The organism is Exiguobacterium sp. s28 (assembly GCF_018618135.1).
GTDB classification, from domain to species: domain Bacteria; phylum Bacillota; class Bacilli; order Exiguobacteriales; family Exiguobacteriaceae; genus Exiguobacterium; species Exiguobacterium mexicanum_A.
Genome location: NZ_JACSLL010000016.1, coordinates 23,554 through 47,539 on the forward strand (window position 1 = coordinate 23,554; position 23,986 = coordinate 47,539).

Sequence of the window (23,986 nt, forward strand, 5' to 3'; positions counted from 1 at the left end):
TTAGTTTTTTATTTAACTAGGAAGACGTAGGCTACTTTTAACATACGTCCTCCTTAGCTTACAACAATCAATTAAGCGTTACAACCGTTATTAGCCGTTCGCTTTTTTGATGATTTCTTCTGCGATTGACTTCGGTACTTCTTCGTAGTGATCGAAGTGCATCGAGTACGTTCCGCGTCCTTGCGTACGTGAACGAAGCGATGTCGCATAGCCGAACATTTCTGAAAGTGGAACCATTGCTTTAACGACTTGAGCGTTACCGCGTGCTTCCATACCTTCTACGCGTCCACGGCGTGACGTGACGTCACCCATGATGTCTCCCAAGTATTCTTCTGGGATGACAACTTCAACACGCATCATTGGCTCAAGGATAACAGCTTTCGCTTGCTCCTTAAGTTGTTTAACCGCCATCGAAGCAGCAACTTTAAACGCCATCTCGTTCGAGTCGACATCGTGGTACGATCCGAAGACGAGGGCAGCTTTAACGTCAACTACTGGGTAACCAGCGAGGATACCGTTTTCGAGAGCTTCTTCAATCCCGTTTTGAACAGCTGGGACGTATTCACGTGGTACAACACCACCGACGATCTTGTTCTCGAATGCGAATCCAGCGCCTTCTTCGTTCGGCTCGAATTCTACGACAACGTGACCGTACTGACCGCGTCCACCAGATTGACGTACGAATTTCGAATCGATCTTCGCAGCGCCACGGATTGTCTCACGGTAAGCAACTTGTGGTGCACCGACGTTTGCTTCTACTTTGAATTCGCGACGCATACGGTCAACGAGGATATCAAGGTGAAGCTCACCCATACCAGAGATGATTGTTTGACCAGTCTCTTGGTTTGTTTCAGTGCGGAAAGTTGGATCCTCTTCTGCGAGTTTCGCGAGGGCTTGACCCATCTTGTCTTGGTCAGCTTTCGATTTAGGCTCGATAGCGACCGAGATAACTGGTTCTGGGAATGTCATTGACTCGAGAACGACGTTGTCTTTCTCTGAGCAAAGTGTATCACCAGTCGTAGTATCTTTGAGACCAACAGCCGCGGCGATGTCACCAGCGTATACCATTGGAATCTCTTCACGGCTGTTCGCGTGCATTTGAAGGATACGACCGAGGCGCTCACGCTTACCTTTAGTCGAGTTCTTCACATACGAACCAGCTTGTGCTGTACCAGAGTACACACGGAAGAACGTCAATTTACCGACGTAAGGATCCGTCATGACTTTGAACGCAAGTGCCGAGAACGGCGCGTCATCTGAAGGCTCACGCGTGATTTCTTCTTCTGTGTCGAGGTTGATCCCTTTGATTGACTCAACATCAACTGGTGATGGGAGGTAATCAACAACAGCGTTCAACATCAATTGAACACCTTTGTTTTTGAAGGCCGAACCAACGAGTACAGGGTAGAATTCTACGCTGAGTGTTGCTTTACGAATACCAGCTTTGAGTTCGTCGATTGAGATCTCTTCGCCTTCGAGGTATTTCATCATCAACTCTTCGTTGTAGTCTGCGACCGCTTCGATCAATTGACCGCGAAGTTCTTCAGCTTGGTCAGCCATGTCAGCTGGGAAGCCATCTGTTACTTCGATGTCAGTACCGAGGTCGTTCGAGTACATGTACGTCTTCATTTCGACGAGGTCGACGATTCCTTTGAATTCGTCTTCCGCACCGATTGGAAGTTGGATTGGGTGTGCATTTGCATGCAAGCGCTCGTGAAGTGTTTTCACCGAGTACAAGAAGTCCGCACCGATCTTATCCATCTTGTTGACGAATACGACACGTGGAACACCGTAAGTCGTCGCTTGACGCCATACAGTTTCTGTTTGTGGTTCAACACCTGACTGAGCGTCAAGTACTGCAACTGCGCCATCAAGTACACGGAGTGAACGTTCAACTTCAACCGTGAAGTCTACGTGTCCAGGTGTATCGATGATGTTTACACGGTGGCCATTCCACTGTGCAGTTGTCGCAGCAGAAGTGATCGTGATTCCACGCTCTTGCTCCTGCTCCATCCAGTCCATTTGTGAAGCTCCTTCATGAGTTTCACCAATCTTGTGGATACGACCTGTGTAATAAAGAATACGTTCAGTTGTTGTCGTCTTACCGGCATCGATGTGAGCCATGATCCCGATGTTACGAGTATTCTTTAGGGAGAATTCTCTTGCCATACTGGGTATTCTCCTTCCGCATGTGTTTTTCGTGTGCTGGCACACGATATGATTATACCCGAAAGCCACTCCATTAAGCCACCGCTTGGTGACGTGGAGTGGTCTTTACGTTTAACTTACCAACGATAGTGAGCAAACGCTTTGTTCGCTTCTGCCATCTTATGCATGTCTTCGCGTTTCTTAACAGACGCACCAGTGTTATTGGCTGCATCCATGATTTCATTCGCGATACGTTGCTCCATCGTTTTCTCGTTGCGGAGACGAGCGTAGTTCACGAGGTAACGAAGACCAAGTGTCGTACGGCGCTCTGGACGAACTTCAACAGGAACTTGGTAGTTTGCTCCACCAACACGGCGAGCTTTAACTTCAAGTACAGGCATGATGTTGTTCATTGCTTCTTCGAACACTTCCATAGGCTCTTTGCCTGAGCGTTCAGCGATGAGGCCAAATGCGTTGTAAATGATAGTTTGAGCTGTACCTTTTTTACCGTCTAACATGACACGGTTAATGAGGCGAGTTACCAATTTCGAGTTGTAGATCGGATCTGCGATAACGTCACGACGTTCTGCACGGTTTTTACGCATCCGAGTACCCTCCTTTCAAAATTTCAGTAGTTTTTAGTTTTGCGAGAATTACTTCTTCGCAGCTTTCGGACGTTTCGTACCGTATTTAGAACGGCCTTGCATACGTCCGTCAACACCTGCAGTGTCAAGCGCACCACGAACGATGTGGTAACGTACCCCTGGTAAGTCTTTTACACGTCCTCCACGGATAAGAACAACGCTGTGCTCTTGAAGGTTGTGGCCAATACCTGGAATGTACGCAGTCACTTCGATTTGGTTAGTCAAGCGAACACGAGCATACTTACGTAATGCCGAGTTCGGTTTCTTCGGAGTCATTGTACCAACACGTGTACAAACACCACGTTTCTGTGGCGAGCTCACGTTAGTTTGTGACTTGATGAAACTGTTGTAACCTTTGTTAAGTGCTGGAGAGTCAGATTTAACGACTTTCGATTTACGTCCTTTACGGACTAACTGGTTGATAGTAGGCATCTTTGAAGATCCTCCCTTCCTGAATTATGCTATTTTCTAGACCCACCGACCCGGGTGGTTCATTTAAGGTCATAACGAAACGCTTTTACGAGGCGTAGGCATTCCATGACCTCGCAAAAACGTGAGTTATACCTTGAAAGTGGCAATAATAGCAGCCAAACCTTTCCGAAGAAAGATCGGGTGACGTCCGAGTAGCTTGCCGACTGCTGGACACCGTTGTCATCGACAACAACCGATTGGCGGCACTAAATCATAGTAGCACCGCCAACCTATGCTGTCAAGACGTTTTTATTCTACAGTCGTGTCTTCGAGGACGGCTTTCGTCTCATCTTCTTTGAGCTGTACATCGCGGTAAACCGGCATCCCAGTACCAGCTGGAACGAGTTTCCCGATGATGACGTTCTCTTTGAGTCCGAGAAGATAGTCGCGCTTGCCTTTGATGGCAGCATCTGTCAACACACGAGTTGTTTCTTGGAACGAAGCGGCCGAGAGGAACGAATCTGTCTCAAGCGACGCTTTCGTGATTCCGAGAAGGACCGGTTTCGCTGTTGCCGGGCTCTTGCCTTCGCGGAGCGCATCTTTACATGCTTCTTTGAAGACGCTGATGTCGACGAGCGAACCAGGGAGGAGCGGCGTATCACCAGACTCGATGACTTTGACGCGGCGAAGCATTTGGCGAACCATAACTTCGACGTGTTTGTCGCCGATCTCTACCCCTTGCATCCGGTAAACTTTTTGTACTTCTTGGAGAAGGTAGTTTTGTACGCCAGATACACCACGGACGGCGAGCAATTCTTTCGGATCGATCGAACCTTCCGTGAAGACTTCCCCAGCTTCTACCGTATCTCCGATTTGAACACGAAGACGTGCTCCAAACGGAATCGTGTACGTACGTGTCTCGCTAAGTCCTTCGACCGTGAGTTCACGTTTGTCACGCGATTCTGTGAAATCGATGACCGTACCCGGGATTTCCGAGATGACCGCTTGCCCTTTCGGGTTACGAGCCTCGAATACCTCTTGGATACGCGGAAGACCTTGTGTGATATCATCTCCGGCTACCCCACCTGTGTGGAAGGTACGCATTGTAAGCTGCGTTCCTGGCTCACCGATTGATTGCGCGGCGATGATTCCGACAGCTTCGCCGACTTCAACGTTCGAGCCAGTCGCCAAGTTGCGGCCGTAACATTTTTTACATACGCCGTGTGACGTGTTACATGTAAAGGCTGTCCGGATTTCAACTCGTTCGATTCCAGCGTCGACGATGTCGCGAGCGAGATCTTCGGTAATCAATTGGTTCTTCTCGACCATGACTTCACCCGTTTCCGGATGTGCCACTGTCTCGAACGCTGTACGGCCGACGAGGCGGTCATACAAGTTTTCGATTTCTTCCGTGCCTTCGCGGAGAGCGGCGACGCGGATACCGCGGTCCGTTCCACAATCTTCTTCACGGATGATGACATCTTGGGCTACGTCAACGAGACGACGCGTCAAGTAACCTGAGTCAGCCGTCTTAAGGGCTGTATCGGCAAGACCTTTACGCGCACCGTGTGTCGAGATGAAGTATTCCTGTACCGTCAGACCTTCACGGAATGAAGATTTGATCGGAAGTTCAATGATGCGGCCAGATGGAGCGGCCATCAAACCACGCATCCCTGCGAGCTGCGTGAAGTTGGACGCGTTACCACGGGCACCTGAGTCAGACATCATGAAGATTGGGTTCAAGCGATTGAGGGATTTCATCAATCGTGATTGAATCTCATCTTTCGCTTCGTTCCAAGAGCGTACAACGCGCTCGTAACGCTCATCTTCAGTGATGAGACCGCGGCGGAATGACTTCATGATTTGATCGACTTGGGCTTGCGCTTCATCGAGAATTTCTTGTTTGTCCGGAAGAACGATGATATCAGCGATTCCGACCGTCACACCGGCTTTCGTCGAGTGTTTGAAGCCGAGATCTTTCATCCGGTCAAGCATGCGGCTTGTTTCAGTCGTTTCAAACTTCTGGAACACTTCCGCGATGACTTTTCCAAGGAATCCTTTTTTGAACGGTTCGATGAGTGGACGTGAGGCAATTTCTTCCGCCACGTTGGCACCTTTGTCGATGAAGTACTTATCAGGCGTTGCTTCCTGCAAGTTTTCCATCGTCGGTTCGTTCAAGTATGGGAACGTGTTCGGTAAAATCTCGTTAAAGATCATCTTACCGACCGTTGTGATCAACAATTTCTCGTTTTGCTCATCTGTGAACGTCGGGTTGTTAAGCGTCCGTGCTGGAAGAGCCACACGTGTATGCAAGTGGACGTAGCCATTTTGATACGCGATGAGCGCTTCGTTCACGTTCGACAACACTTTCCCTTGTCCGATGGCATCGTCGCGTTCAAGCGAGATGTAGTAGTTACCGAGGACCATATCCTGCGATGGTGTAACGACTGGTTTTCCATCTTTCGGGTTCAAGATGTTTTGCGCCGCGAGCATAAGAAGACGAGCTTCGGCTTGCGCTTCGGCAGAAAGTGGTACGTGGACCGCCATTTGGTCACCATCGAAGTCGGCGTTGTAGGCCGTACATACGAGCGGGTGAAGACGAATCGCACGACCCTCGACGAGAATCGGTTCGAAAGCTTGAATCCCTAGGCGGTGAAGCGTAGGGGCACGGTTCAAGAGAACCGGGTGCTCACGAATGACTTCTTCGAGGACGCCCCAGATTTCTGGTTGCATCTTCTCAATCTTACGTTTGGCGTTCTTGATGTTCGAAGCAATGCCGCGACCGACAAGTTCTTTCATCACGAACGGTTTGAAGAGTTCAAGCGCCATCTCTTTCGGGAGACCACACTGGTACATCTTCAAGTTCGGTCCAACGACGATAACTGAACGTCCTGAATAGTCGACCCGTTTACCAAGAAGGTTTTGACGGAAACGACCTTGTTTCCCTTTCAACATGTGTGAAAGTGATTTCAATGGACGGTTACCTGGACCTGTTACCGGACGACCACGACGACCATTGTCGATGAGGGCGTCAACCGCTTCTTGAAGCATACGCTTCTCGTTTTGCACGATGATGTTCGGCGCGCCGAGGTCGAGCAAACGTTTGAGACGGTTGTTACGGTTGATGACTCGACGATATAAATCGTTCAAGTCAGATGTCGCAAAGCGTCCACCGTCGAGCTGCACCATCGGGCGAAGCTCAGGCGGAATGACAGGAAGTACTTCGAGGATCATCCAATCTGGATCATTGCCTGATGTGAAGAATGCATCGAGCACTTCAAGGCGTTTGATCGCACGTGTACGACGCTGACCTTGAACTGTCTTCAATTCTTCGCGGAGTTCTCCGACTTCCTTCTCGAGTTGCACGTCTTGAAGGAGTGTCCGGATTGCTTCCGCACCCATGTCTGCTTTGAAGTCACTACCGTATTTTTCACGGTAGAGACGGTATTCTTTTTCCGAGAGAAGTTGTTTCTTCTCGAGCGGAGTGTCACCTGGCTCCGTCACGACGTACGACGCGAAGTAGATCACTTCTTCGAGTGCACGTGGTGACATGTCGAGAACAAGCCCCATTCGGCTTGGAATCCCTTTGAAGTACCAGATGTGCGAAACTGGTGCCGCGAGCTCGATATGGCCCATACGCTCGCGACGCACTTTCGCTTTCGTCACTTCAACGCCACAGCGGTCACAAATGACTCCTTTATAACGGATCCGTTTGTACTTTCCACAGTAACATTCCCAGTCTTTCGTAGGACCGAAGATTCGTTCACAGAACAATCCGTCCTTCTCTGGTTTGAGTGTACGATAGTTGATCGTTTCCGGCTTTTTGACTTCCCCGTAAGACCACGAACGGATCTTCTCAGGTGAAGCCAAGCCGATTTTCATATATTCAAATCGATTAACATCTACCAAGGGGCCGACCTCCCTTTTCGCCTTATTCCTCTTCCGTAACAGTCGGTTGAACGACTTGTTCTAACGCCGATGTTGCGTTCGGGATGTTGTCGTCATCTTCATCTTTCATTTCAACTTCTTCATCGTCCGCAGACATCATCTTGACTTCCATACCGAGCGCTTGGAGCTCTTTGATCAAGACGCGGAACGACTCAGGAACGCCCGCTTTCGGAACGCTCTCACCTTTCACGATGGCCTCGTATGCTTTCACACGGCCCACCGTGTCATCCGACTTGATTGTAAGGATCTCTTGGAGCGTGTAGGCTGCGCCGTACGCTTCAAGTGCCCATACTTCCATCTCACCGAAACGCTGTCCACCGAACTGTGCTTTACCACCGAGCGGTTGTTGTGTGACGAGCGAGTATGGTCCTGTCGAACGAGCGTGAAGTTTATCATCAACCATGTGCGCGAGTTTGATCATATACATGACACCGACCGAGACGCGGTTATCGAACGCTTCACCAGTACGACCGTCATAGAGACGAGTCTTGGCATCTTTGTCCATTCCAGCTTCTTCAATCGTTGCCCATACGTCTTCCTCACGCGCACCATCGAATACAGGTGTCGCCACTTTGATGCCGAGCTTTTTAGCCGCCATTCCAAGGTGGAGTTCGAGTACCTGACCGATGTTCATCCGTGATGGTACACCTAGTGGGTTAAGCATGATGTCAATCGGTGTGCCGTCCGGCATGTATGGCATGTCTTCTTCAGGGAGGATCCGCGAGATAACACCTTTGTTACCATGACGTCCCGCCATCTTATCCCCTTCGTGAATCTTACGTTTTTGAACGATGTAGACACGAACCATTTGGTTCACGCCTGGTGAGAGTTCGTCACCGTTTTCACGATCGAACACTTTGACGTCCAAGATGATGCCGTCGCCGCCGTTTGGTACACGGAGTGACGTATCACGGACTTCACGTGCTTTCTCACCGAAGATCGCGTGCAAGAGACGTTCTTCCGCCGTCAATTCAGTCACGCCTTTAGGCGTTACTTTACCGACGAGGATATCGCCATCCTTGACTTCCGCACCGATGCGGATGATTCCACGATCGTCCAAGTTGCGAAGCGCGTCATCGCCGACGTTTGGAATATCACGTGTGATTTCCTCAGGTCCGAGTTTCGTGTCGCGTGATTCTGACTCGTACTCTTCGATATGAATCGATGTGTACACGTCATCTTTCACGAGACGCTCACTCATGATGATCGCATCCTCATAGTTGTAACCGTCCCATGTCATGAAGGCGACAACGACGTTACGGCCGAGCGCGAGCTCACCCATATCCATCGATGGACCGTCAGCAAGGATTTCTCCTTTTTCGACACGGTCGCCAGCAGCGATGATCGGCTTCTGGTTGTAGCATGTCCCTTGGTTCGAACGAACATACTTTTGAAGTTTGTAGCGGTCAAGGTCACCCGACACCTCAGAACCGTTCACGTCAGACGTGCGGCGGACCAAGATTTCGCGCGCTGTGACACGCTCGACGACACCTGGGAATTTCGCGATAATCGCGGCTCCAGAGTCTTTCGCTGACACGTACTCCATACCAGTACCGATAATCGGTGAATCAGGTTGGAGAAGCGGTACAGCTTGACGTTGCATGTTCGCTCCCATGAGGGCACGGTTCGAGTCATCGTTCTCGAGGAACGGGATACATGCCGTCGCGGCAGAAACAACCTGTTTCGGCGAAACGTCCATGTAATCGACTCGGTTCGGCTCAACTGACAAGTTTTGTCCGCGGAAACGGCAAAGGACTTGTTCGTTGGCGAAACCGCCTTCTTCTGTGAGCGGCATGTTCGCCTGGGCGACGACGTAGAGATCTTCTTCATCCGCCGTCATATATTGAATCTCGCTCGTGACGAGACCTGTTTCTGGGTCGACTCGACGGTACGGTGCTTCGATGAAGCCGTACTCGTTTACTTTCGCATAAGACGAAAGCGAGTTGATGAGACCGATGTTCGGTCCTTCTGGTGTTTCGATTGGACACATCCGACCGTAGTGCGAATAGTGAACATCTCGAACTTCGAAACCGGCACGCTCACGTGTCAAACCACCCGGTCCAAGTGCAGAGAGACGACGCTTGTGCGTGAGCTCTGCGAGCGGGTTTGTTTGGTCCATGAACTGTGACAACTGCGAGCTACCAAAGAACTCTTTTAGCGACGCGATTACCGGGCGAATGTTGATGAGTGCCTGTGGTGTGATCGCGTTTTGATCTTGAATCGACATCCGCTCTTTAACAACACGTTCCATACGAGAAAGCCCGATCCGGAATTGGTTTTGGAGAAGTTCTCCGACTGAACGAAGACGACGGTTTCCTAGGTGGTCGATGTCATCTGTTGTTCCGACTTCGTGTAGCAAGTTAAAGAAGTAGTTGATCGATGCGATGATATCAGCCGGCGTGATGTGTTTCACGCTGCGGTCGATATTGCCGTTACCGATAATGTTCAAGATACGCTCTCCATCTGGGTCATCTGGTGAGATAACTTTGATCGATTGAAGACCGAACGGTTCACCTTCAGCGACGCCGCCTGTCGGCTCAGCATCCATATAACCGAGGCCGTTTTCCAAATGTGGAAGAACGCGGTCAAGGTTGCGACGATCGAGGATTGTTCCAGCTTCAGCGATGACTTCGCCTGTTTCTGGGTCAACGAGCGTCTCGGCCAATTTTTGACCGAAGAGACGGTTTTTAAGATGAAGTTTTTTGTTCATCTTGTAGCGACCGACGTTTGCAAGGTCGTAACGTTTTGGGTCGAAGAAACGAGATACGAGAAGTGACTTCGCGTTCTCAACCGTTGGTGGTTCACCAGGGCGGAGACGTTCGTAAATTTCGATCAACGCTTTTTCTGTTGATTCTGTATTATCTTTTTCAAGGGTATTGCGAAGATATTCATCATCCCCGAGAAGGTCGATAATCTCTTGGTCCGTACCGAATCCGAGGGCACGCAACAACACCGTTACCGGGATCTTACGGGTACGGTCGATACGAACGTAAACGATATCTTTGGCATCTGTCTCAAGTTCGAGCCATGCACCGCGGTTCGGAATGACTGTCGCACCGAAACCACGCTTACCGTTTTTATCGAGTTTGGCGTTGTAATAAACGCTCGGCGAACGAACAAGCTGGGAAACGATAACGCGTTCTGCACCGTTAATGATAAATGTTCCCGATTCTGTCATGAGTGGGAAATCTCCCATGAACACTTCTTGTTCTTTGAGCTCACCTGTTTCTTTGTTTTGTAGACGTACTTTTACGCGCAATGGCGCAGAGTAAGTAACGTCTCGCTCCTTCGATTCATCAATCGAATACTTCGGCTCACTGAGCGAATAATCGATGAACTCGAGCACAAGGTTTCCAGTGAAGTCGGAGATTGGCGAAATGTCCGTAAACATCTCTTTCAATCCTTCACGTAAGAACCACTCGTAAGAAGCAGTTTGAATTTCAATCAAATTCGGAAGCTCTAATACCTCACTGATACGGGCAAAGCTTCTTCTCTGACGGTGACGACCGTACTGAACAAGTTGACCAGTCAACTGATTCACCTCTCAGACCCCCAATTCTCTATCGAATTTTTCGGGCGTAATAATCGAACATTGTCATTGAATGTCGTCTCTTTTCCGCGTCTAAAAAGCGGCAAACGCGGCAGTTCAAGGCGAATTCCATTCCAATGGCATTTTATAATGTTAGCATATACGTTATAGCGAGTCAACAAGACTTCACCGTTTGTCAAGAGCGAATTGCTCGGAAAATGAAATAGCCTTTTTCTTTCACAACCGTCTCGACTTGACCAAACACATCTTCAAGCAACTTCTTGGCAGAAGGCGCTCCTTGTTTCTTTTGGATGACGACATAGAGCGCTCCACCTACGACGAGATGCGCATGCGCGCCTCGCAGAATCGTGTGGACCACTTGCTTTCCGGCCCGAATTGGCGGATTGGTCACGATTGCGGCGAACTGTTCGTCACCGACCGCGTCGTAAGCGTGGCTGAGCCGCGTCTCGATCGTCACTCCGTTCTGGGCGGCGTTTTGCTCTGACAAGGCAAGCGCTCGCTCGTTCACGTCGACGAGGAGTGCTTCACGCCCAGAGGCGTCGGCAAGCGAGATCCCCATCGGACCGTAGCCACAGCCCACATCTAAAATGCGCCCTTCGACGTCAGGCACTTCAAATGATTCGATTAAGAGACGTGACCCAAAATCGACCGATCCTTTCGAGAACACGCCGCGGTCCGAGGTGAAGCGATATGTCTTCCCTCGCAACTCGTACGTCCATGTCTCAGGGGCACTTTTCGAACTAGGGTCGTTCGTATAGTAATGATCTCCCATGCATTGAACCTCCTAACCCACTCTTCAAGGAAATAAAAGAAGCTCGCCATAGCGAGCTTCTATAGGTTGTGAAGTAAAAGTTGGATTACTTAACTTCGACAGTTGCGCCAGCTTCTTCAAGCTTAGCTTTGACTGCGTCTGCGTCTTCTTTAGAAACGCCTTCTTTGACTGGAGCCGGAGTTCCGTCAACGAGTGCTTTCGCTTCTTTAAGACCGAGGCCTGTAAGTTCACGAACTGCTTTGATGACGTTGATTTTACCAGCGCCAGCGTTTGTGAGGATTACGTCGAATTCAGTTTGCTCTTCAGCTGCTGCTGCGCCTGCACCTGCAACTGCTACTGGAGCTGCTGCTGATACGCCGAATTCTTCTTCGATTGTTTTTACGAGTTCGTTAAGTTCGAGAACCGTCATTGATTTGAGGTCTTCGATGAATTGCTCTTTGTTGAAAGCCATTATGGTTTTCCTCCTTTGATGTTGTAAAGATTGGTTTTGGTTACGCTACGAGACAAAAATTAAGCAGTTTGCTCTTCTTTTTGTTCTGCGATTGCGTTTGTTGCGACTGCGAGCCCACGGATTGGAGCTTGAAGGACGCTGAGAAGCATCGAGAGAAGACCATCGCGTGATGGAAGTTCTGCAAGGGCTTTAACTTCTTCGAGTGAAGTTACTTTGCCTTCGATGATTCCGCCTTTCAATTCGAGCGCTTTGTGCTCTTTCGAGAAGTCGTTCAAGATCTTCGCAGGGGCAACAACGTCTTCGTTAGAGAAGGCGATTGCTGTAGGACCTGTGAAGACTTCGTCAAGACCTTCGAAGTTCGACTGAACTGCCGCGCGGCGAAGAAGACCGTTTTTGTATACTTTGAACTCGATTCCAGCGTCACGGAGTGATTTACGGAGTGTAGTCACTTCTTCAACTGTAAGTCCACGGTAGTCAACAACGATTGTTCCGACGCTCGCTTGCATTTTTTCAGCGATCTCATCGACGAGTGCCGATTTTTGAGATACGATTTTTTCGCTTGCCATGTGTTTGCACCTCCTAGTCAATTCTTATACCGGACGAGAGGCTGCTCTCCAAAAAGAAATCCCTCGTATGAAGACATACGAGGGCGTAATTGTTTGAAAGTAAACCTGTGACAACAGGCTCAAGTTCGAGCAAAGACACCTCGGAAGGGTTTACGGACCGATGTCCACCTTCTGTCTACGGTAATCCAACATATTCGGTTGAACGTGTATTACTTTAACAGCGGTATCACACGTTGTCAACAGTTTATTTCAAGTAGATTACTTGATGAAGTCGGCAGTCGCGACACGGATTCCAGGACCCATTGTCGAAGAAAGCGCGATGTTTTTAAGGTAAGTTCCTTTTGCAGTAGCAGGCTTCACTTTCATGAGTGTCTCGATGATTGTCTCGATGTTCTCAGAGAGTTTTGTTGCTTCAAATGACTTCTTACCAACTGGTACGTGGATGTTACCGGCTTTGTCAACGCGGTATTCTACTTTACCAGCTTTGATGTCCGCGATTGCTTTCGCAACGTCGAACGTGACTGTGCCTGTTTTCGGGTTAGGCATGAGGCCTTTTGGTCCGAGAACGCGACCAAGTTTACCAACTTCACCCATCATGTCAGGTGTCGCAACGATTACATCGAAGTCGAACCATCCTTGTTGGATTTTAGTGATGAACTCAGAGTCACCGACGTAGTCAGCGCCAGCCGCTTCAGCTTCTTTAACTTTTTCGCCTTTTGCGAAGACGAGAACTTTTTGTGTTTTACCAGTACCGTGTGGAAGTACGACGGCACCGCGGATTTGTTGGTCCGCTTTCTTCGGATCTACGCCGAGACGGACAGCAACTTCGATTGTTTCATCGAATTTAGCAGTAGCTGTTTTCTGAACGAGTTCAACGGCCTCAGCGAGTTCGTATGACTTCATGCGGTCAACAAGCTTAGCTGCTTCTTGGTGTTTTTTACCCATGATTCTTTTCCTCCTTGTGGTTAGCGGAATTTCCTCCCACATAATGAAGGGATTGAAGGTGAGCATAATATTCACCGACAATCCCAGAGACTAATAAATTAGTCTTCGATTACAATACCCATACTACGCGCAGTACCTTCAACCATAAGCATCGCTGTTTCAACAGACGACGCGTTAAGGTCAGGCATTTTAAGTTCAGCGATTTCGCGAACTTTATCACGCTTAACCGTTGCTACCTTCTTACGGTTTGGTTCACCAGAACCGCTCTCGATACCAGCAGCTTTCTTCAAAAGAACTGCAGCTGGTGGAGTTTTCGTAATGAATGTAAACGAACGATCTTCGTATACCGTAATGACTACAGGAATAATCAATCCGGCTTGGTCTTGTGTACGAGCGTTGAACTCTTTACAGAATCCCATGATGTTAACACCTGCTTGACCAAGTGCTGGACCTACTGGTGGTGCTGGGTTAGCTTTACCAGCTGGGATTTGAAGTTTAACGAGTTTAGTAACTTTTTTCGCCACGAGACACACCTCCTTAAGTCTAAAATGTGGTTTCTTGGACGTTGTGCGCCCTCCCACTCAATCTATTAGGTCGAGTTTGTACCGAAATATAGCACAACATCAAACATTTCCGATTGTACCATCCGTTTCCGAGAATGGCAAGTGGGTATTAGTTAATTTTCTGAACTTGTTCGAAATCAAGCTCAATTTTTGTTTCACGGCCGAACATGTCAACGACAACTTTGAGCTTCTCTTTATCGGCTTCGATTTCATCAATCGTACCTTCAAAGTTCTCAAATGCGCCTTCTTTGACACGGACGAGGTCGCCGAGTTCGTAGTTGTAACGATCTTTCTTCTCGATGAGACCCATCTGTGACAAGACGTTCGTCACTTCGTCCGGTTGAAGCGGGATCGGCTTGGCGCCGCCGCCTGTTGAACCGAGGAAGCCGGTGACGTTCGGCGTGTTCCGCACGACATACCACGAGTCGTCAGTCATGACCATCTCGACGAAGACGTAACCTGGGAAGCTCTTCACTTCTTTTTCTTTAATCTTCTTCTCGCCACTCTTGAGCGTGACTTCTTCTTGCGTTGTTTCAGTCGGAACGAGGACGCGGAAAATTTTATCTTCCATGTTCATCGAACCGATCCGACGTTCTAGGTTTTCTTTGACGTTGTTTTCAAATCCAGAATACGTCTGGACAACAAACCATTGTTTCTCCACGGCTTTCACCTCTTTCCTTAGTTAATTAATAGGTTGACGAGATAGCTGACACCAGTATCTACGCCGAACACGAACAGGCCGATCACGACGACCGTCGCGATGACCGTGATGGTATATTTTGTGAGCTCTTTACGAGTCGGCCAACTCGTTTTCTTTAACTCTTTCCATACATCGCGCAAAAAGTTCATGGTAGCTTCCTCCTACGTTGAATGCCAATCTACATTACTTCGATTCTCGGTGTGTCGTATGCGCATTGCAACGCCGACAGAACTTTTTCAGCTCGAGCCGTGTCGTCACGTCGTCTTGTTTCATGGTCGAATAACCGCTCGACCCGCAATCCGAACACGCGAGACTTACTTTCTTTGCCATTCATGAGCGCCCCTTTCGACAGCTCTCCTATAAAAAAGAGCGAAAAAAAAACGCCTCCTGTAAATGGCGTCTACGGACAAGGCGCTGCCTTAAAAGTATCACATAGGAGGCGTGCGGTCAATATCGGTTAGCTCGTCATCGTTTTGACGTCGACATGCCGCTCAAACTTTTTCTTCACGCGCTGTAACGCATTATCAATCGATTTCACATGACGGTCGAGGTCGTCCGAGATTTCTTGGTACGAACGGCCGTCCAAATAAAGACGCAACACTTTTCGTTCCAAGTCACTCAGGAGCTCTTCCATCTTTTCTTCCATGAACAGTTGTTCTTCTCGCGTCACGAGCAAATCCTGCGGGTCCGTCGGATGCGGCGGCAAGATCACATCGAGCAGTGTCCGATCCGACTCGTCGTCAAAGATTGGCTTGTCGAGCGAGACGTAAGAATTGAGCGGGATATGCTTTTGACGGGTCGCCGTTTTGATGGCAGTGATCATTTGACGGGTGATGCACATCTCGGCAAAACTTTTAAACGAGGCGAGCCGCTCATCGCGGTAATCCCGGACACCTTTATACAGACCGATCATGCCTTCTTGCACGATGTCCTCGTGATCGGCACCGATCAAAAAGTAAGACCTTGCCTTCGCCCGGACGAAATATCGGTAACGTTCAATCAAAAACTCAAGAGCGTCGCTATCCCCCTCATTACGCGCAAGAAAGACCAGCTCTTCGTCGGACATGCTTTCAAATTGCTCGTATGGCCATCCGTTCATGTTTCATACCCCCCGGCGATTGATGAACTTATGTAAGTTTGTGCTCTCATTATAGGCGTCGGTTAAAACGACCGTCAAATAAAATTCTAAAAATTCCGTCAATTACATATCGTGTAACTCATACATCTATTAGTATACAACATTTCTTTCCAAATAAATGTCAAATTAAAAACAAAAGACGAGTCCATTTGATGAACTCGTCTGTGATATCCTTCACCGCCTTATTTACGACGGCGTATTTCTTCCAATCGGGCTCTTATGTCTGGTGAAAGGTCGATCGTTTTTCGATTCGACCGGTCCTGTTCGAGTGCCGACCGTTCTTTTTCGATCAACACCTGGGCGTGCTTCCAATCCTTCAGTAACTCATTGGCAGGAACCCGGAGCGCTCCTTGTCCGAAGATAACCCACTGTTCGGTGAAGTCGTTCGTCGCGACAAACAACGTCACGAGCCGATCATCGACAAGGGCGTGCGCACGGCGTTCAATCCATTCATCCGCCGTCTCGTTCTCTTTCGTATAGACGACCGCGACACGACTCTGATTCGCTTTCGATTCCCGCCCGTATCGCATATGGGCATCGAAGACGATTGTCACTTCGCGACCCGTGACCGCTTGGTACTCGGCCATCGCTTCAATCAAATCGTTTCGCGCTTTCTCAAAGTCGATGTCGCGCAGCTTTCGAAGGTGCGGCCATGCGCCAATAATGTTATATCCATCCACGAGGAGCAATTCCCGTTTCTTGATGCTCATGACAATGGGTTACGTGAGCGATGCACTTCATACAAGAGAAGCGCGGCCGCGACCGAGGCGTTCAGCGATGTGACGTGACCGACCATCGGCATGTGGACGAGGAAGTCACACGATTCGCGTACGAGGCGGCTCATCCCTTTACCTTCACTACCGATGACAACGACGAGCGGCATGTTCCCATCGAGGCGACGATAATCTTGGCTCTCGCTCGCGTCTGTCCCGACAACCCATAGTCCTTTCTCTTTCAGTTCTTCAAGCGTCCGCGTCAAGTTTGTGACGCGTGCGACCGGAATGTACTCAATCGCGCCTGTCGAAGCTTTCGCCACCGTCTGCGTCAAACCGACCGAGCGGCGCTTCGGAATGATAATCCCGTGCGCCCCGACCGCATCCGCTGTCCGTAAAATCGAACCGAGGTTATGCGGGTCTTCGAGTTCATCGAGTAGGATGAACAACGGCGTTTCTCCTTTTGACTCGGCGAGGGCGAACATATCTTCGATCGACTTATATTCGTAGGCGGCGACCGCAGCGACGACACCTTGGTGATGTTCGCTACCGGCCATCTTCTCGAGTTTCGTTTTCGGGACGAACGAGACTTGAACCGATGCCTCGTTGGCCATGCCGATGATTTGAGCGAGCGGCCCTTTCTGTTGCCCTTCCATAATAAAGACCTTGTTCATATCGCGACCGCTCCGGAGCGCTTCCATCACCGGGTTGCGCCCGTAAAGGAAGTCGATTCCTTCCTCGAGCACGTCGACTTCTTGATAGTCTGGTCGTTCTAGTTTTTGACGCTTCGGTCGATCATTTCGTTCGCCGCGCGGACGATCAAATGACCGTTGCTCATGCGCCCTTCCTCCGTCATGTCGTTTCGAATGACTCGGTTTCGAGCCATGTGAACGCTTGTTCGATGAGTTCTTCAAGACGATCCCTTCTTTCCATTAGATATGTGTAACCAATCAATGCTTCGAACGCTGTCGAATAGCGATACGTATGAACATCTGTCCGCTTCGGGATTGAACCGGATTTTGCGTTCTTCCCACGGCGGACGACAGCCGCCTCATCATCACTCAAGACACCTGTCTCGAGCCAGTGGGTCACGACCCCAGCCTGCGCTGCCGCATTCACGTAGCGGATGGCGCCACGATGTAGGTCGTTCGGCTTCGTCATCCCTTGTCCGAGCAGTCGTTTGCGTACCGCCATCTCATAGACGGCGTCCCCCATATAGGCGAGGGCGAGGGCGTTCAGTTGAGGGGCGAGTTGTTTCATAACCGTTTCCACCGCACCCCTTGGGCTGTATCCTCGAGTTGAATCTTCTGTTCTTTCAAGAGATCTCGAATCTCATCGGCACGCGCGAAATTCCGCTCCGCCCGAGCCGTGTTCCGCTCTTGAATCAATTGATCAATTTCCGCGTCAAGAAGCTCTAGCTCTTTCTTGATTGTCAAACCAAGCACACCTGTCAATTCTTCGAAGAGAGCAATCACGTGTTCGAGCGTGACTTTCGAGACGTGGTCTGCTTTTGCGTAGATGTTCGCTTCACGTGCCAAGTCAAATAGGACGGTCACTGCATTCGCCGTATTGATATCATCATCCATCGCTTCGATAAACGTTGTTTTAATCGTCGCGAGCTTGCGTTCCATCGCCTCGCTCGGCTCTTCAAGGCCGGCCGTGACCGATAAGCGGTATTCAACGTTTTGATACGACTCCTTGATGCGATCCCATCCGTTCGCCGCTTGCTCGATCAACTCACGGCTATAGTTGATTGGATGACGATAGTGGACCGATAACATAAAGAAGCGGAGCACCATCGCATCCACTTCCTTCAACGCCTCATGGACGAGCAGGAAGTTCCCGAGCGATTTTGACATCTTTTCATTCTCGATATTGATGAATCCGTTATGCAGCCAGTAGTTGGCGAACTTCGTATGATTGCACGCCTCCGACTGGGCAATCTCGTTCTCGTGGTGCGGGAACTTGAGGTCGTGTCCTCCAGCATGAATATCAATCGTTTCGCCGAGGTGTTTCTTTGCCATCGCCGAGCACTCGATATGCCAACCCGGACGACCTTGTCCCCATGGGCTCTCCCACGCCGGCTCGCCTGGCTTCGCCGCTTTCCATAAGACGAAATCGAGCGGGTCTTCTTTCTTTTCCCCAACGTCGACACGTGAACCCGCGCGCAAGTCTTCGATTGATTGCTGGCTCAATTTTCCGTACGTCTCGAACTTACGAGTACGGAAATATACGTCCCCCCCTGCCTCATACGCAAAATCTTGCGTCTCAAGTTCGCGGATGAACGTGATAATCTCGTCCATCGTGTCTGTAACGCGTGGATGGACGTCAGCCGGTAACACGTTCAAAGCACCCGTGTCTTCTAAATAGGCGTCGATAAAACGGTTCGTCAGCGTCCCGACGTCTTCACCGAGTTCGTTTGCGGTCCGGATGATTTTATCGTCCACATCCGTGAAGTTGAGAACATATTTGACCTCATAACCTCGGTACGCTAAATAACGACGAACTGTATCGAAGGCGATGGCCGGCCGGGCGTTACCGACGTGAATGTAATTGTAGACGGTCGGTCCGCATACGTACATCGACACTTTTCCCGGAACGATCGGGACGAACGGTTCTTTCTTATTCGTGAGGCTGTTGTAAAACTGAATCATGTGTTTTTTCCTCCATCCGTTTCTCTAATGACGCAAGCTTCCGCTGCAAATCAGCGACGGCATTTTCGAGTCGCTCTTGGCATTCACGGTCCGGGTCCGGCAATCGATGATCGAGGTCATGTTGTTTGACCCGCTCCCCGTTTCGGATGACGACTCGGCCTGGAATCCCGACGACGGTCGAGTCAGACGGGACGTCTTTTAAAACGACGGAACTCGCCCCGATTTTGACGCAATCGCCAATCGTGATATTTCCGAGCACTTTGGCCCCAGCTGAGATGAGCACATCGTTCCCGATGGTCGGATGTCGCTTCCCTTTCTCTTTGCCCGTCCCACCAAGCGTCACGCCTTGATAAATGGTCACGTTATTACCGATGATGGCGGTCTCGCCGATGACGATGCCGAACCCGTGATCGATGAACACCCCTTCGCCGATGACCGCCCCGGGATGAATCTCAATCCCTGTCAACCAACGGCTCGTCTGAGCAATCATTTTCGCCAACAATTTCACGTTACGCGTCCACAGTCCGTGCGCAATCCGATGTGCCCAAAGCGCATGCAAACCAGGATATGTTAAGATGACTTCTGCTTTCGAGCGGGCAGCCGGATCGAGCTCGAGCACGTTCCGAATATCCTCACTCACACTTTTCCAAAATCCCATAATTGTTCTCCTTTTCCATATCAAAAACAAAGACGCCCCTGTGCCAAGGCACAGAGACGCCGTAAGCGCGGTTCCACTCTGTTTGGGAAAGTTCCCCTCTCAAGTCTCGTTAACGCCGAGTCGCGGTCCCGACTACATATCGCCGGAACGGCTCCGAGGTGCACTTCGACGGGGGACGCTTCTAGAACTTCCAGCCTAGGTTCTAGTCTCTGTTAAGTGTCATACCGCTTACTTTCCTCATCGTTGCCTTTTAAGCTAATAATGTTGTGAGACGTGCCAAGACACGCTCTTTGCCAATCAATGAAATGGCGTTCGGAAGCTCTGGTCCGTGCGTCTGCCCAGTCGTGGCGACCCGGATCGGCATGAACAAGTTTTTCCCTTTTTGACCTGTTGCTTTTTGTGTCGCTTTCGTCGCTGCTTTGATAGCTTCAGGCGTGAAATCCTCAATCGCTTCAAGTTGAGTCTTGAATTCGGCGAGGACAGCCGGTACCGTTTCACCAGCGAGAACCGTATTGGCCTCTTCGTCGTAATCGACCTCATCTTTAAAGAATAGGTCCGTCAACGACACGATTTCAGCACCGTGCGTCATTTGTTCTTTATAGAGGGCGATGAGCGCCGTCGCCCAATCCGCCTGTTCCATCGACAAGGCGTTCGGTAAACGTCCTGCTTCTTGTAAGAATGGTAAACTGAGTGCCACCACTTCGTCAAGCGAAGCCTGTTTCATGTAGACGCTGTTGATCCAAGCGAGTTTCTGTTGGTCGAAGACGGCCGGGCTCTTCGAAAGACGACCGGCGTCAAACATCTCGATGAACGCTTCTTTCGTGAAGATCTCTTCTTCTCCGACCGGCGACCAGCCGAGAAGCGAGATGAAGTTAAAGAGCGCCCCTGGGAGATACCCGAGGTCGGCATACTGCTCGATGAATTGGATGATCGACTCATCACGTTTCGAGAGCTTCTTATGGTTTTCGTTATAGATCAATGTCATATGGCCGAACGAAGGGTAGTCCCAACCGAGCGCATCATACACCATCATCTGTTTCGGTGTGTTGGCGATATGATCGTCCCCACGCAATACGTGGCTGATTTTCATCAAGTGGTCGTCGACGACGACAGCAAAGTTATATGTCGGGATCCCATCCTGTTTGACAATGACCCAGTCGCCGAAGTCTTTCGATTCGAACGAGACATCCCCTTTGACGACATCCGTCCACTTGTACGTGACCGCTTCTGGTACGCGAATCCGAATCGATGGTTTACGTCCCTCGGCTTCGAACGCCGCACGTTCTTCTTCGCTCAAGTTACGATGGGCACCCGAATAACGAGGTGCTTCGCCACGTGCGATTTGGGCTTCGCGCTCCGCCTCAAGTTCTTCAGACGTCATATAGCACTTATAAGCGAGTCCCTTGTCCATCAACTCGTTCACGTATTGATTGTAAAGGTCGAGGCGTTCCATTTGGAAGTACGGGCCGAAGTCGCCGCCGCGGCCTGGGCCTTCATCCCAATCGATGCCGAGCCATTCCAAGTATTTCATTTGGCTCTCGACACCGTTCTCGACGTTCCGTTTCTGGTCCGTATCCTCGATTCGGAGAATCATCTTTCCGCCAGCATGGCGAGCGTATAAATAGTTAAATAGCGCGGTCCGGGCGTTCCCGATATGAAGGTGACCCGTCGGACTCGGCGCATAGCGTACGCGCACTTCACTCATAATATTTCCACCTTTCTTCTCTTCTGCCCAAATAGTATACCACTTTTGTCAAGCGCGGTTGAGCAGGATGACCGCCTGAGCGGCAATTCCTTCTTCACGTCCTGTGAAGCCGAGCTTTTCGGTCGTCGTCGCTTTGACGTTCACTTGGCTGATATCCGCTTCAAGCAACTCGGCGATAACCGCTCGCATGTCGTCGATGTACGTTCGGAGCTTCGGTCGTTCCGCCATCACCGTCGCATCGACGTTGCCAAGCACATAGCCTTCTGCTTTGACGAGTTGCCACACGTGTTGTAACAACACTTTCGAGTCTGCATCCTTAAACTCAGGGTCCGTGTCCGGGAAATGCTTGCCAATATCGCCCGCTGCAATCGCCCCGAGCGCCGCGTCGGCAATCGTATGCAACAAGACGTCCGCATCTGAGTGGCCAAGTAGGCCGCGGTCATGCGGAATCTCGATTCCTCCTAAAATAAGCGGGCGCCCTTCCGCGAACGCGTGTACATCAAATCCTTGTCCGATTCTCATCGATAATCCTCCTTCGTTAAAATCGCTTCTCCAAATAATAAATCTTCTGGGGTTGTCATTTTAATGTTGTGATAGTCCCCTGTAAGGACAATCACTTTTTTACCAGCCCACTCGAATAAACTCGCATCGTCCGTCCCGATAAATCCTGACGCTTCCGCCTGATCATGAACCGCTCGGATGTCAGCCGCAGGAAATGCTTGCGGGGTTTGCGCCAGCCAGAGCGCCTCACGCGGCACAGTCTGTGTGATGTGTCCGGTTGCGACTTGTTTGACCGTATCTTTGACCGGCACAGCAAGAATCGCACCTTCCGTTTGGGCAGCTTCTGCGATAGCGTGAAGTTGATCAATACGCACAAACGGCCGTGCCCCATCATGAATCAAGACGACGGCATCCGGGTCGACGACTTGTAAACCCGACCGAACGCTCTGTTGTCGTTCTTCCCCACCCGTCACGTATGTAATCGGGGTCTCTAAATAATGCAACTGTCGCTCGAACCACCCTTGTTCCTCAGGACGCACTGCGAGCACGATGCGCTCACACCATGCATCTTTCGAGAACGCTTCGACCGTCCATACGATAATCGGCTTCCCTTGTAACGTCAGCATCAATTTATTCTCATCGGCTCCCATCCGCTTCCCTTTCCCTGCGGCTGGGATGACCACGGTATAACGCACCATTCCATTCACCTCTGTTCGTGAAAAAAGAGAGCGCTAATGCGTCTCTTTTTCCATGCTTATTCAGGACGCGCAAAAATCATACGGCCAGCCGATGTTTGAAGAACGCTCGTCACGACAACAGGCAATGTCTTCGAAATCAACTTGCGCCCACCTTCAACGACGACCATCGTGCCGTCTTCGAGGTACGCGACGCCTTGATTTTGTTCTTTACCTTCTTTAATGACCGTCACGACCATCTCTTCCCCCGGGATGACAATCTGTTTGACTGAATTTGCCAAATCATTAATGTTCAGCACAGGGACATTTCGAACTTCGCACACTTTATTCAAGTTGTAGTCGTTCGTGACGACAATCCCTTTTTTCAATTCGGCCAACTTGATCAATTTAATGTCCACTTCGGCGACGTCTTCGAAATCGCCATCGTAAATCTCCACTTCGATGCGGTCGTTGTCTTGTAACTCCTTCAAAATATCAAGACCGCGACGACCACGGTTCCGCTTCAACGTATCCGACGAATCGGCGATATATTGAAGCTCGCCGATGACGAATTGTGGCACGATGAGCGTGCCTTCGATGAAACCGGTCTTCGAAATGTCGGCGATCCGACCGTCGATAATGACGCTCGTATCCAAAATTTTATCGTTCGAGCGGCGCAACGGTTCTGCTTCCGGCTTCTCGCGTTCACTCTTGACGAACAGTTTAATCCATTCGTTCCGCTTCCGATAGCCGACAGCGAAACCGAAGTACCCGAACAAGGCGGTCACGAAAATCGGTACGATTTTGCTGAGTAAGAAGATATTTGTTACTTCTAATGAGACACTGATCAAAAAGGCAATCAATAAACCAATAATCAATCCGATCGACCCGAACAAAATATCACCGACCGGTAAACGGACAAGCCGTTCTTCAACAAAACGGATAAATTTAACGACCCCATCGGTCAAGAATAAACTAAGAATGAAGAAGATAAGTCCACCAATCAAACTAGCCACATAAGGAATCGTCAACCAAGCCGGTACATTCACTCCGAGGTCACCTAACAGCAACATCGCTTCGATAATACCGAACCAACCGACGACGAGTCCGATTAAAATAAATCCGATTCGTACAGCAATCTTCACTCATTCCACCTCCTTTATTATGAATTAAAATTTCAAGAAATTAACACTTTCATTGTAACATGGTTTTTTTGAAAGCGTTCGTTACAAAGCGTTAAAAACT

23 protein-coding genes and 2 other annotated features are annotated in these 23,986 nt (G+C 49.9%); all 23 genes read right to left on the reverse strand.

Annotation, left to right across the window (positions count from 1 at the left end; translation table 11 throughout):
- Window positions 1-90: 90 nt before the first annotated feature.
- Window positions 91-2,169 carry an elongation factor G gene (fusA, locus tag KNP78_RS13955; RefSeq protein WP_214755078.1) on the reverse strand — a complete coding sequence of 693 codons (2,079 nt, stop codon included), beginning with the start codon at window positions 2,167-2,169 and terminating at the stop codon, window positions 91-93.
- Window positions 2,170-2,285: 116 nt separating this feature from the next.
- Window positions 2,286-2,753: a 30S ribosomal protein S7 gene (gene rpsG, locus KNP78_RS13960; RefSeq protein ID WP_021066600.1), complete on the reverse strand. Its 468-nt coding sequence runs from the start codon at window positions 2,751-2,753 to the stop codon at window positions 2,286-2,288.
- 48 nt (window positions 2,754-2,801) lie between these two features.
- Window positions 2,802-3,224, reverse strand: coding sequence for a 30S ribosomal protein S12 (rpsL, locus tag KNP78_RS13965; RefSeq protein WP_012727683.1), 423 nt, complete (start codon window positions 3,222-3,224; stop codon window positions 2,802-2,804).
- A 288-nt stretch (window positions 3,225-3,512) separates the two neighbouring features.
- Complete coding sequence (gene rpoC, locus KNP78_RS13970; protein ID WP_034781713.1) at window positions 3,513-7,112, reverse strand: DNA-directed RNA polymerase subunit beta'; 3,600 nt, start codon at window positions 7,110-7,112, stop codon at window positions 3,513-3,515.
- Between the two features lie 22 nt (window positions 7,113-7,134).
- The gene (gene rpoB, locus KNP78_RS13975; RefSeq protein WP_034781750.1) at window positions 7,135-10,683 is read right to left on the reverse strand and encodes a DNA-directed RNA polymerase subunit beta; all 3,549 of its coding nucleotides are present in this window, start codon (window positions 10,681-10,683) and stop codon (window positions 7,135-7,137) included.
- Between the two features lie 193 nt (window positions 10,684-10,876).
- Window positions 10,877-11,473, reverse strand: coding sequence for a class I SAM-dependent methyltransferase (locus KNP78_RS13980; RefSeq protein WP_034781715.1), 597 nt, complete (start codon window positions 11,471-11,473; stop codon window positions 10,877-10,879).
- Window positions 11,474-11,558: 85 nt separating this feature from the next.
- Window positions 11,559-11,924, reverse strand: a complete 366-nt coding sequence (gene rplL / locus KNP78_RS13985) for a 50S ribosomal protein L7/L12 (RefSeq protein WP_024372175.1) — start codon at window positions 11,922-11,924, stop codon at window positions 11,559-11,561.
- A 59-nt stretch (window positions 11,925-11,983) separates the two neighbouring features.
- Window positions 11,984-12,490 carry a 50S ribosomal protein L10 gene (gene rplJ / locus KNP78_RS13990; RefSeq protein WP_034781718.1) on the reverse strand — a complete coding sequence of 169 codons (507 nt, stop codon included), beginning with the start codon at window positions 12,488-12,490 and terminating at the stop codon, window positions 11,984-11,986.
- A 45-nt stretch (window positions 12,491-12,535) separates the two neighbouring features.
- Window positions 12,536-12,689, reverse strand: a sequence feature (ribosomal protein L10 leader region).
- A 59-nt stretch (window positions 12,690-12,748) separates the two neighbouring features.
- Window positions 12,749-13,435 carry a 50S ribosomal protein L1 gene (gene rplA / locus KNP78_RS13995; RefSeq protein WP_034781720.1) on the reverse strand — a complete coding sequence of 229 codons (687 nt, stop codon included), beginning with the start codon at window positions 13,433-13,435 and terminating at the stop codon, window positions 12,749-12,751.
- 98 nt (window positions 13,436-13,533) lie between these two features.
- Window positions 13,534-13,959 carry a 50S ribosomal protein L11 gene (gene rplK, locus KNP78_RS14000; protein WP_021066593.1) on the reverse strand — a complete coding sequence of 142 codons (426 nt, stop codon included), beginning with the start codon at window positions 13,957-13,959 and terminating at the stop codon, window positions 13,534-13,536.
- Window positions 13,960-14,107: 148 nt separating this feature from the next.
- A complete protein-coding gene (nusG, locus tag KNP78_RS14005) occupies window positions 14,108-14,659 on the reverse strand; it encodes a transcription termination/antitermination protein NusG (RefSeq protein WP_034781725.1) in 552 nt (183 codons plus the stop codon).
- Window positions 14,660-14,676: 17 nt separating this feature from the next.
- Window positions 14,677-14,847: a preprotein translocase subunit SecE gene (gene secE, locus KNP78_RS14010; protein WP_012727692.1), complete on the reverse strand. Its 171-nt coding sequence runs from the start codon at window positions 14,845-14,847 to the stop codon at window positions 14,677-14,679.
- Between the two features lie 34 nt (window positions 14,848-14,881).
- Window positions 14,882-15,028 carry a 50S ribosomal protein L33 gene (rpmG, locus tag KNP78_RS14015; RefSeq protein WP_034781727.1) on the reverse strand — a complete coding sequence of 49 codons (147 nt, stop codon included), beginning with the start codon at window positions 15,026-15,028 and terminating at the stop codon, window positions 14,882-14,884.
- 127 nt (window positions 15,029-15,155) lie between these two features.
- Window positions 15,156-15,797 carry an RNA polymerase sporulation sigma factor SigH gene (gene sigH / locus KNP78_RS14020; RefSeq protein WP_034781729.1) on the reverse strand — a complete coding sequence of 214 codons (642 nt, stop codon included), beginning with the start codon at window positions 15,795-15,797 and terminating at the stop codon, window positions 15,156-15,158.
- Between the two features lie 221 nt (window positions 15,798-16,018).
- Complete coding sequence (locus KNP78_RS14025) at window positions 16,019-16,546, reverse strand: YacP-like NYN domain-containing protein (protein WP_034781731.1); 528 nt, start codon at window positions 16,544-16,546, stop codon at window positions 16,019-16,021.
- Window positions 16,543-17,295, reverse strand: a complete 753-nt coding sequence (gene rlmB, locus KNP78_RS14030; protein WP_034781752.1) for a 23S rRNA (guanosine(2251)-2'-O)-methyltransferase RlmB — start codon at window positions 17,293-17,295, stop codon at window positions 16,543-16,545. The genes KNP78_RS14025 and rlmB overlap by 4 nt, the downstream gene beginning before the upstream one ends.
- Window positions 17,296-17,401: 106 nt before the next feature.
- Window positions 17,402-17,809 (reverse strand): Mini-ribonuclease 3, encoded by a 408-nt coding sequence (locus KNP78_RS14035; RefSeq protein WP_214755072.1) that lies wholly within the window; start codon window positions 17,807-17,809, stop codon window positions 17,402-17,404.
- A complete protein-coding gene (cysS, locus tag KNP78_RS14040) occupies window positions 17,806-19,203 on the reverse strand; it encodes a cysteine--tRNA ligase (protein ID WP_214755070.1) in 1,398 nt (465 codons plus the stop codon). Before cysS ends, KNP78_RS14035 begins: the two co-directional genes overlap by 4 nt.
- Window positions 19,172-19,861 (reverse strand): serine O-acetyltransferase, encoded by a 690-nt coding sequence (gene cysE, locus KNP78_RS14045; protein WP_034781737.1) that lies wholly within the window; start codon window positions 19,859-19,861, stop codon window positions 19,172-19,174. The genes cysS and cysE overlap by 32 nt, the downstream gene beginning before the upstream one ends.
- 49 nt (window positions 19,862-19,910) lie before the next feature.
- Window positions 19,911-20,114 (reverse strand) — a binding site (T-box leader).
- The gene (gene gltX, locus KNP78_RS14050) at window positions 20,112-21,569 is read right to left on the reverse strand and encodes a glutamate--tRNA ligase (RefSeq protein ID WP_214825080.1); all 1,458 of its coding nucleotides are present in this window, start codon (window positions 21,567-21,569) and stop codon (window positions 20,112-20,114) included. It overlaps the preceding feature by 3 nt.
- 45 nt (window positions 21,570-21,614) lie before the next feature.
- Window positions 21,615-22,088, reverse strand: coding sequence for a 2-C-methyl-D-erythritol 2,4-cyclodiphosphate synthase (gene ispF / locus KNP78_RS14055; protein WP_021066582.1), 474 nt, complete (start codon window positions 22,086-22,088; stop codon window positions 21,615-21,617).
- Complete coding sequence (ispD, locus tag KNP78_RS14060) at window positions 22,085-22,762, reverse strand: 2-C-methyl-D-erythritol 4-phosphate cytidylyltransferase (RefSeq protein ID WP_371819219.1); 678 nt, start codon at window positions 22,760-22,762, stop codon at window positions 22,085-22,087. Before ispD ends, ispF begins: the two co-directional genes overlap by 4 nt.
- 59 nt (window positions 22,763-22,821) lie before the next feature.
- Window positions 22,822-23,886, reverse strand: coding sequence for a PIN/TRAM domain-containing protein (locus KNP78_RS14065; protein WP_034781740.1), 1,065 nt, complete (start codon window positions 23,884-23,886; stop codon window positions 22,822-22,824).
- Window positions 23,887-23,986 lie beyond the last annotated feature (100 nt).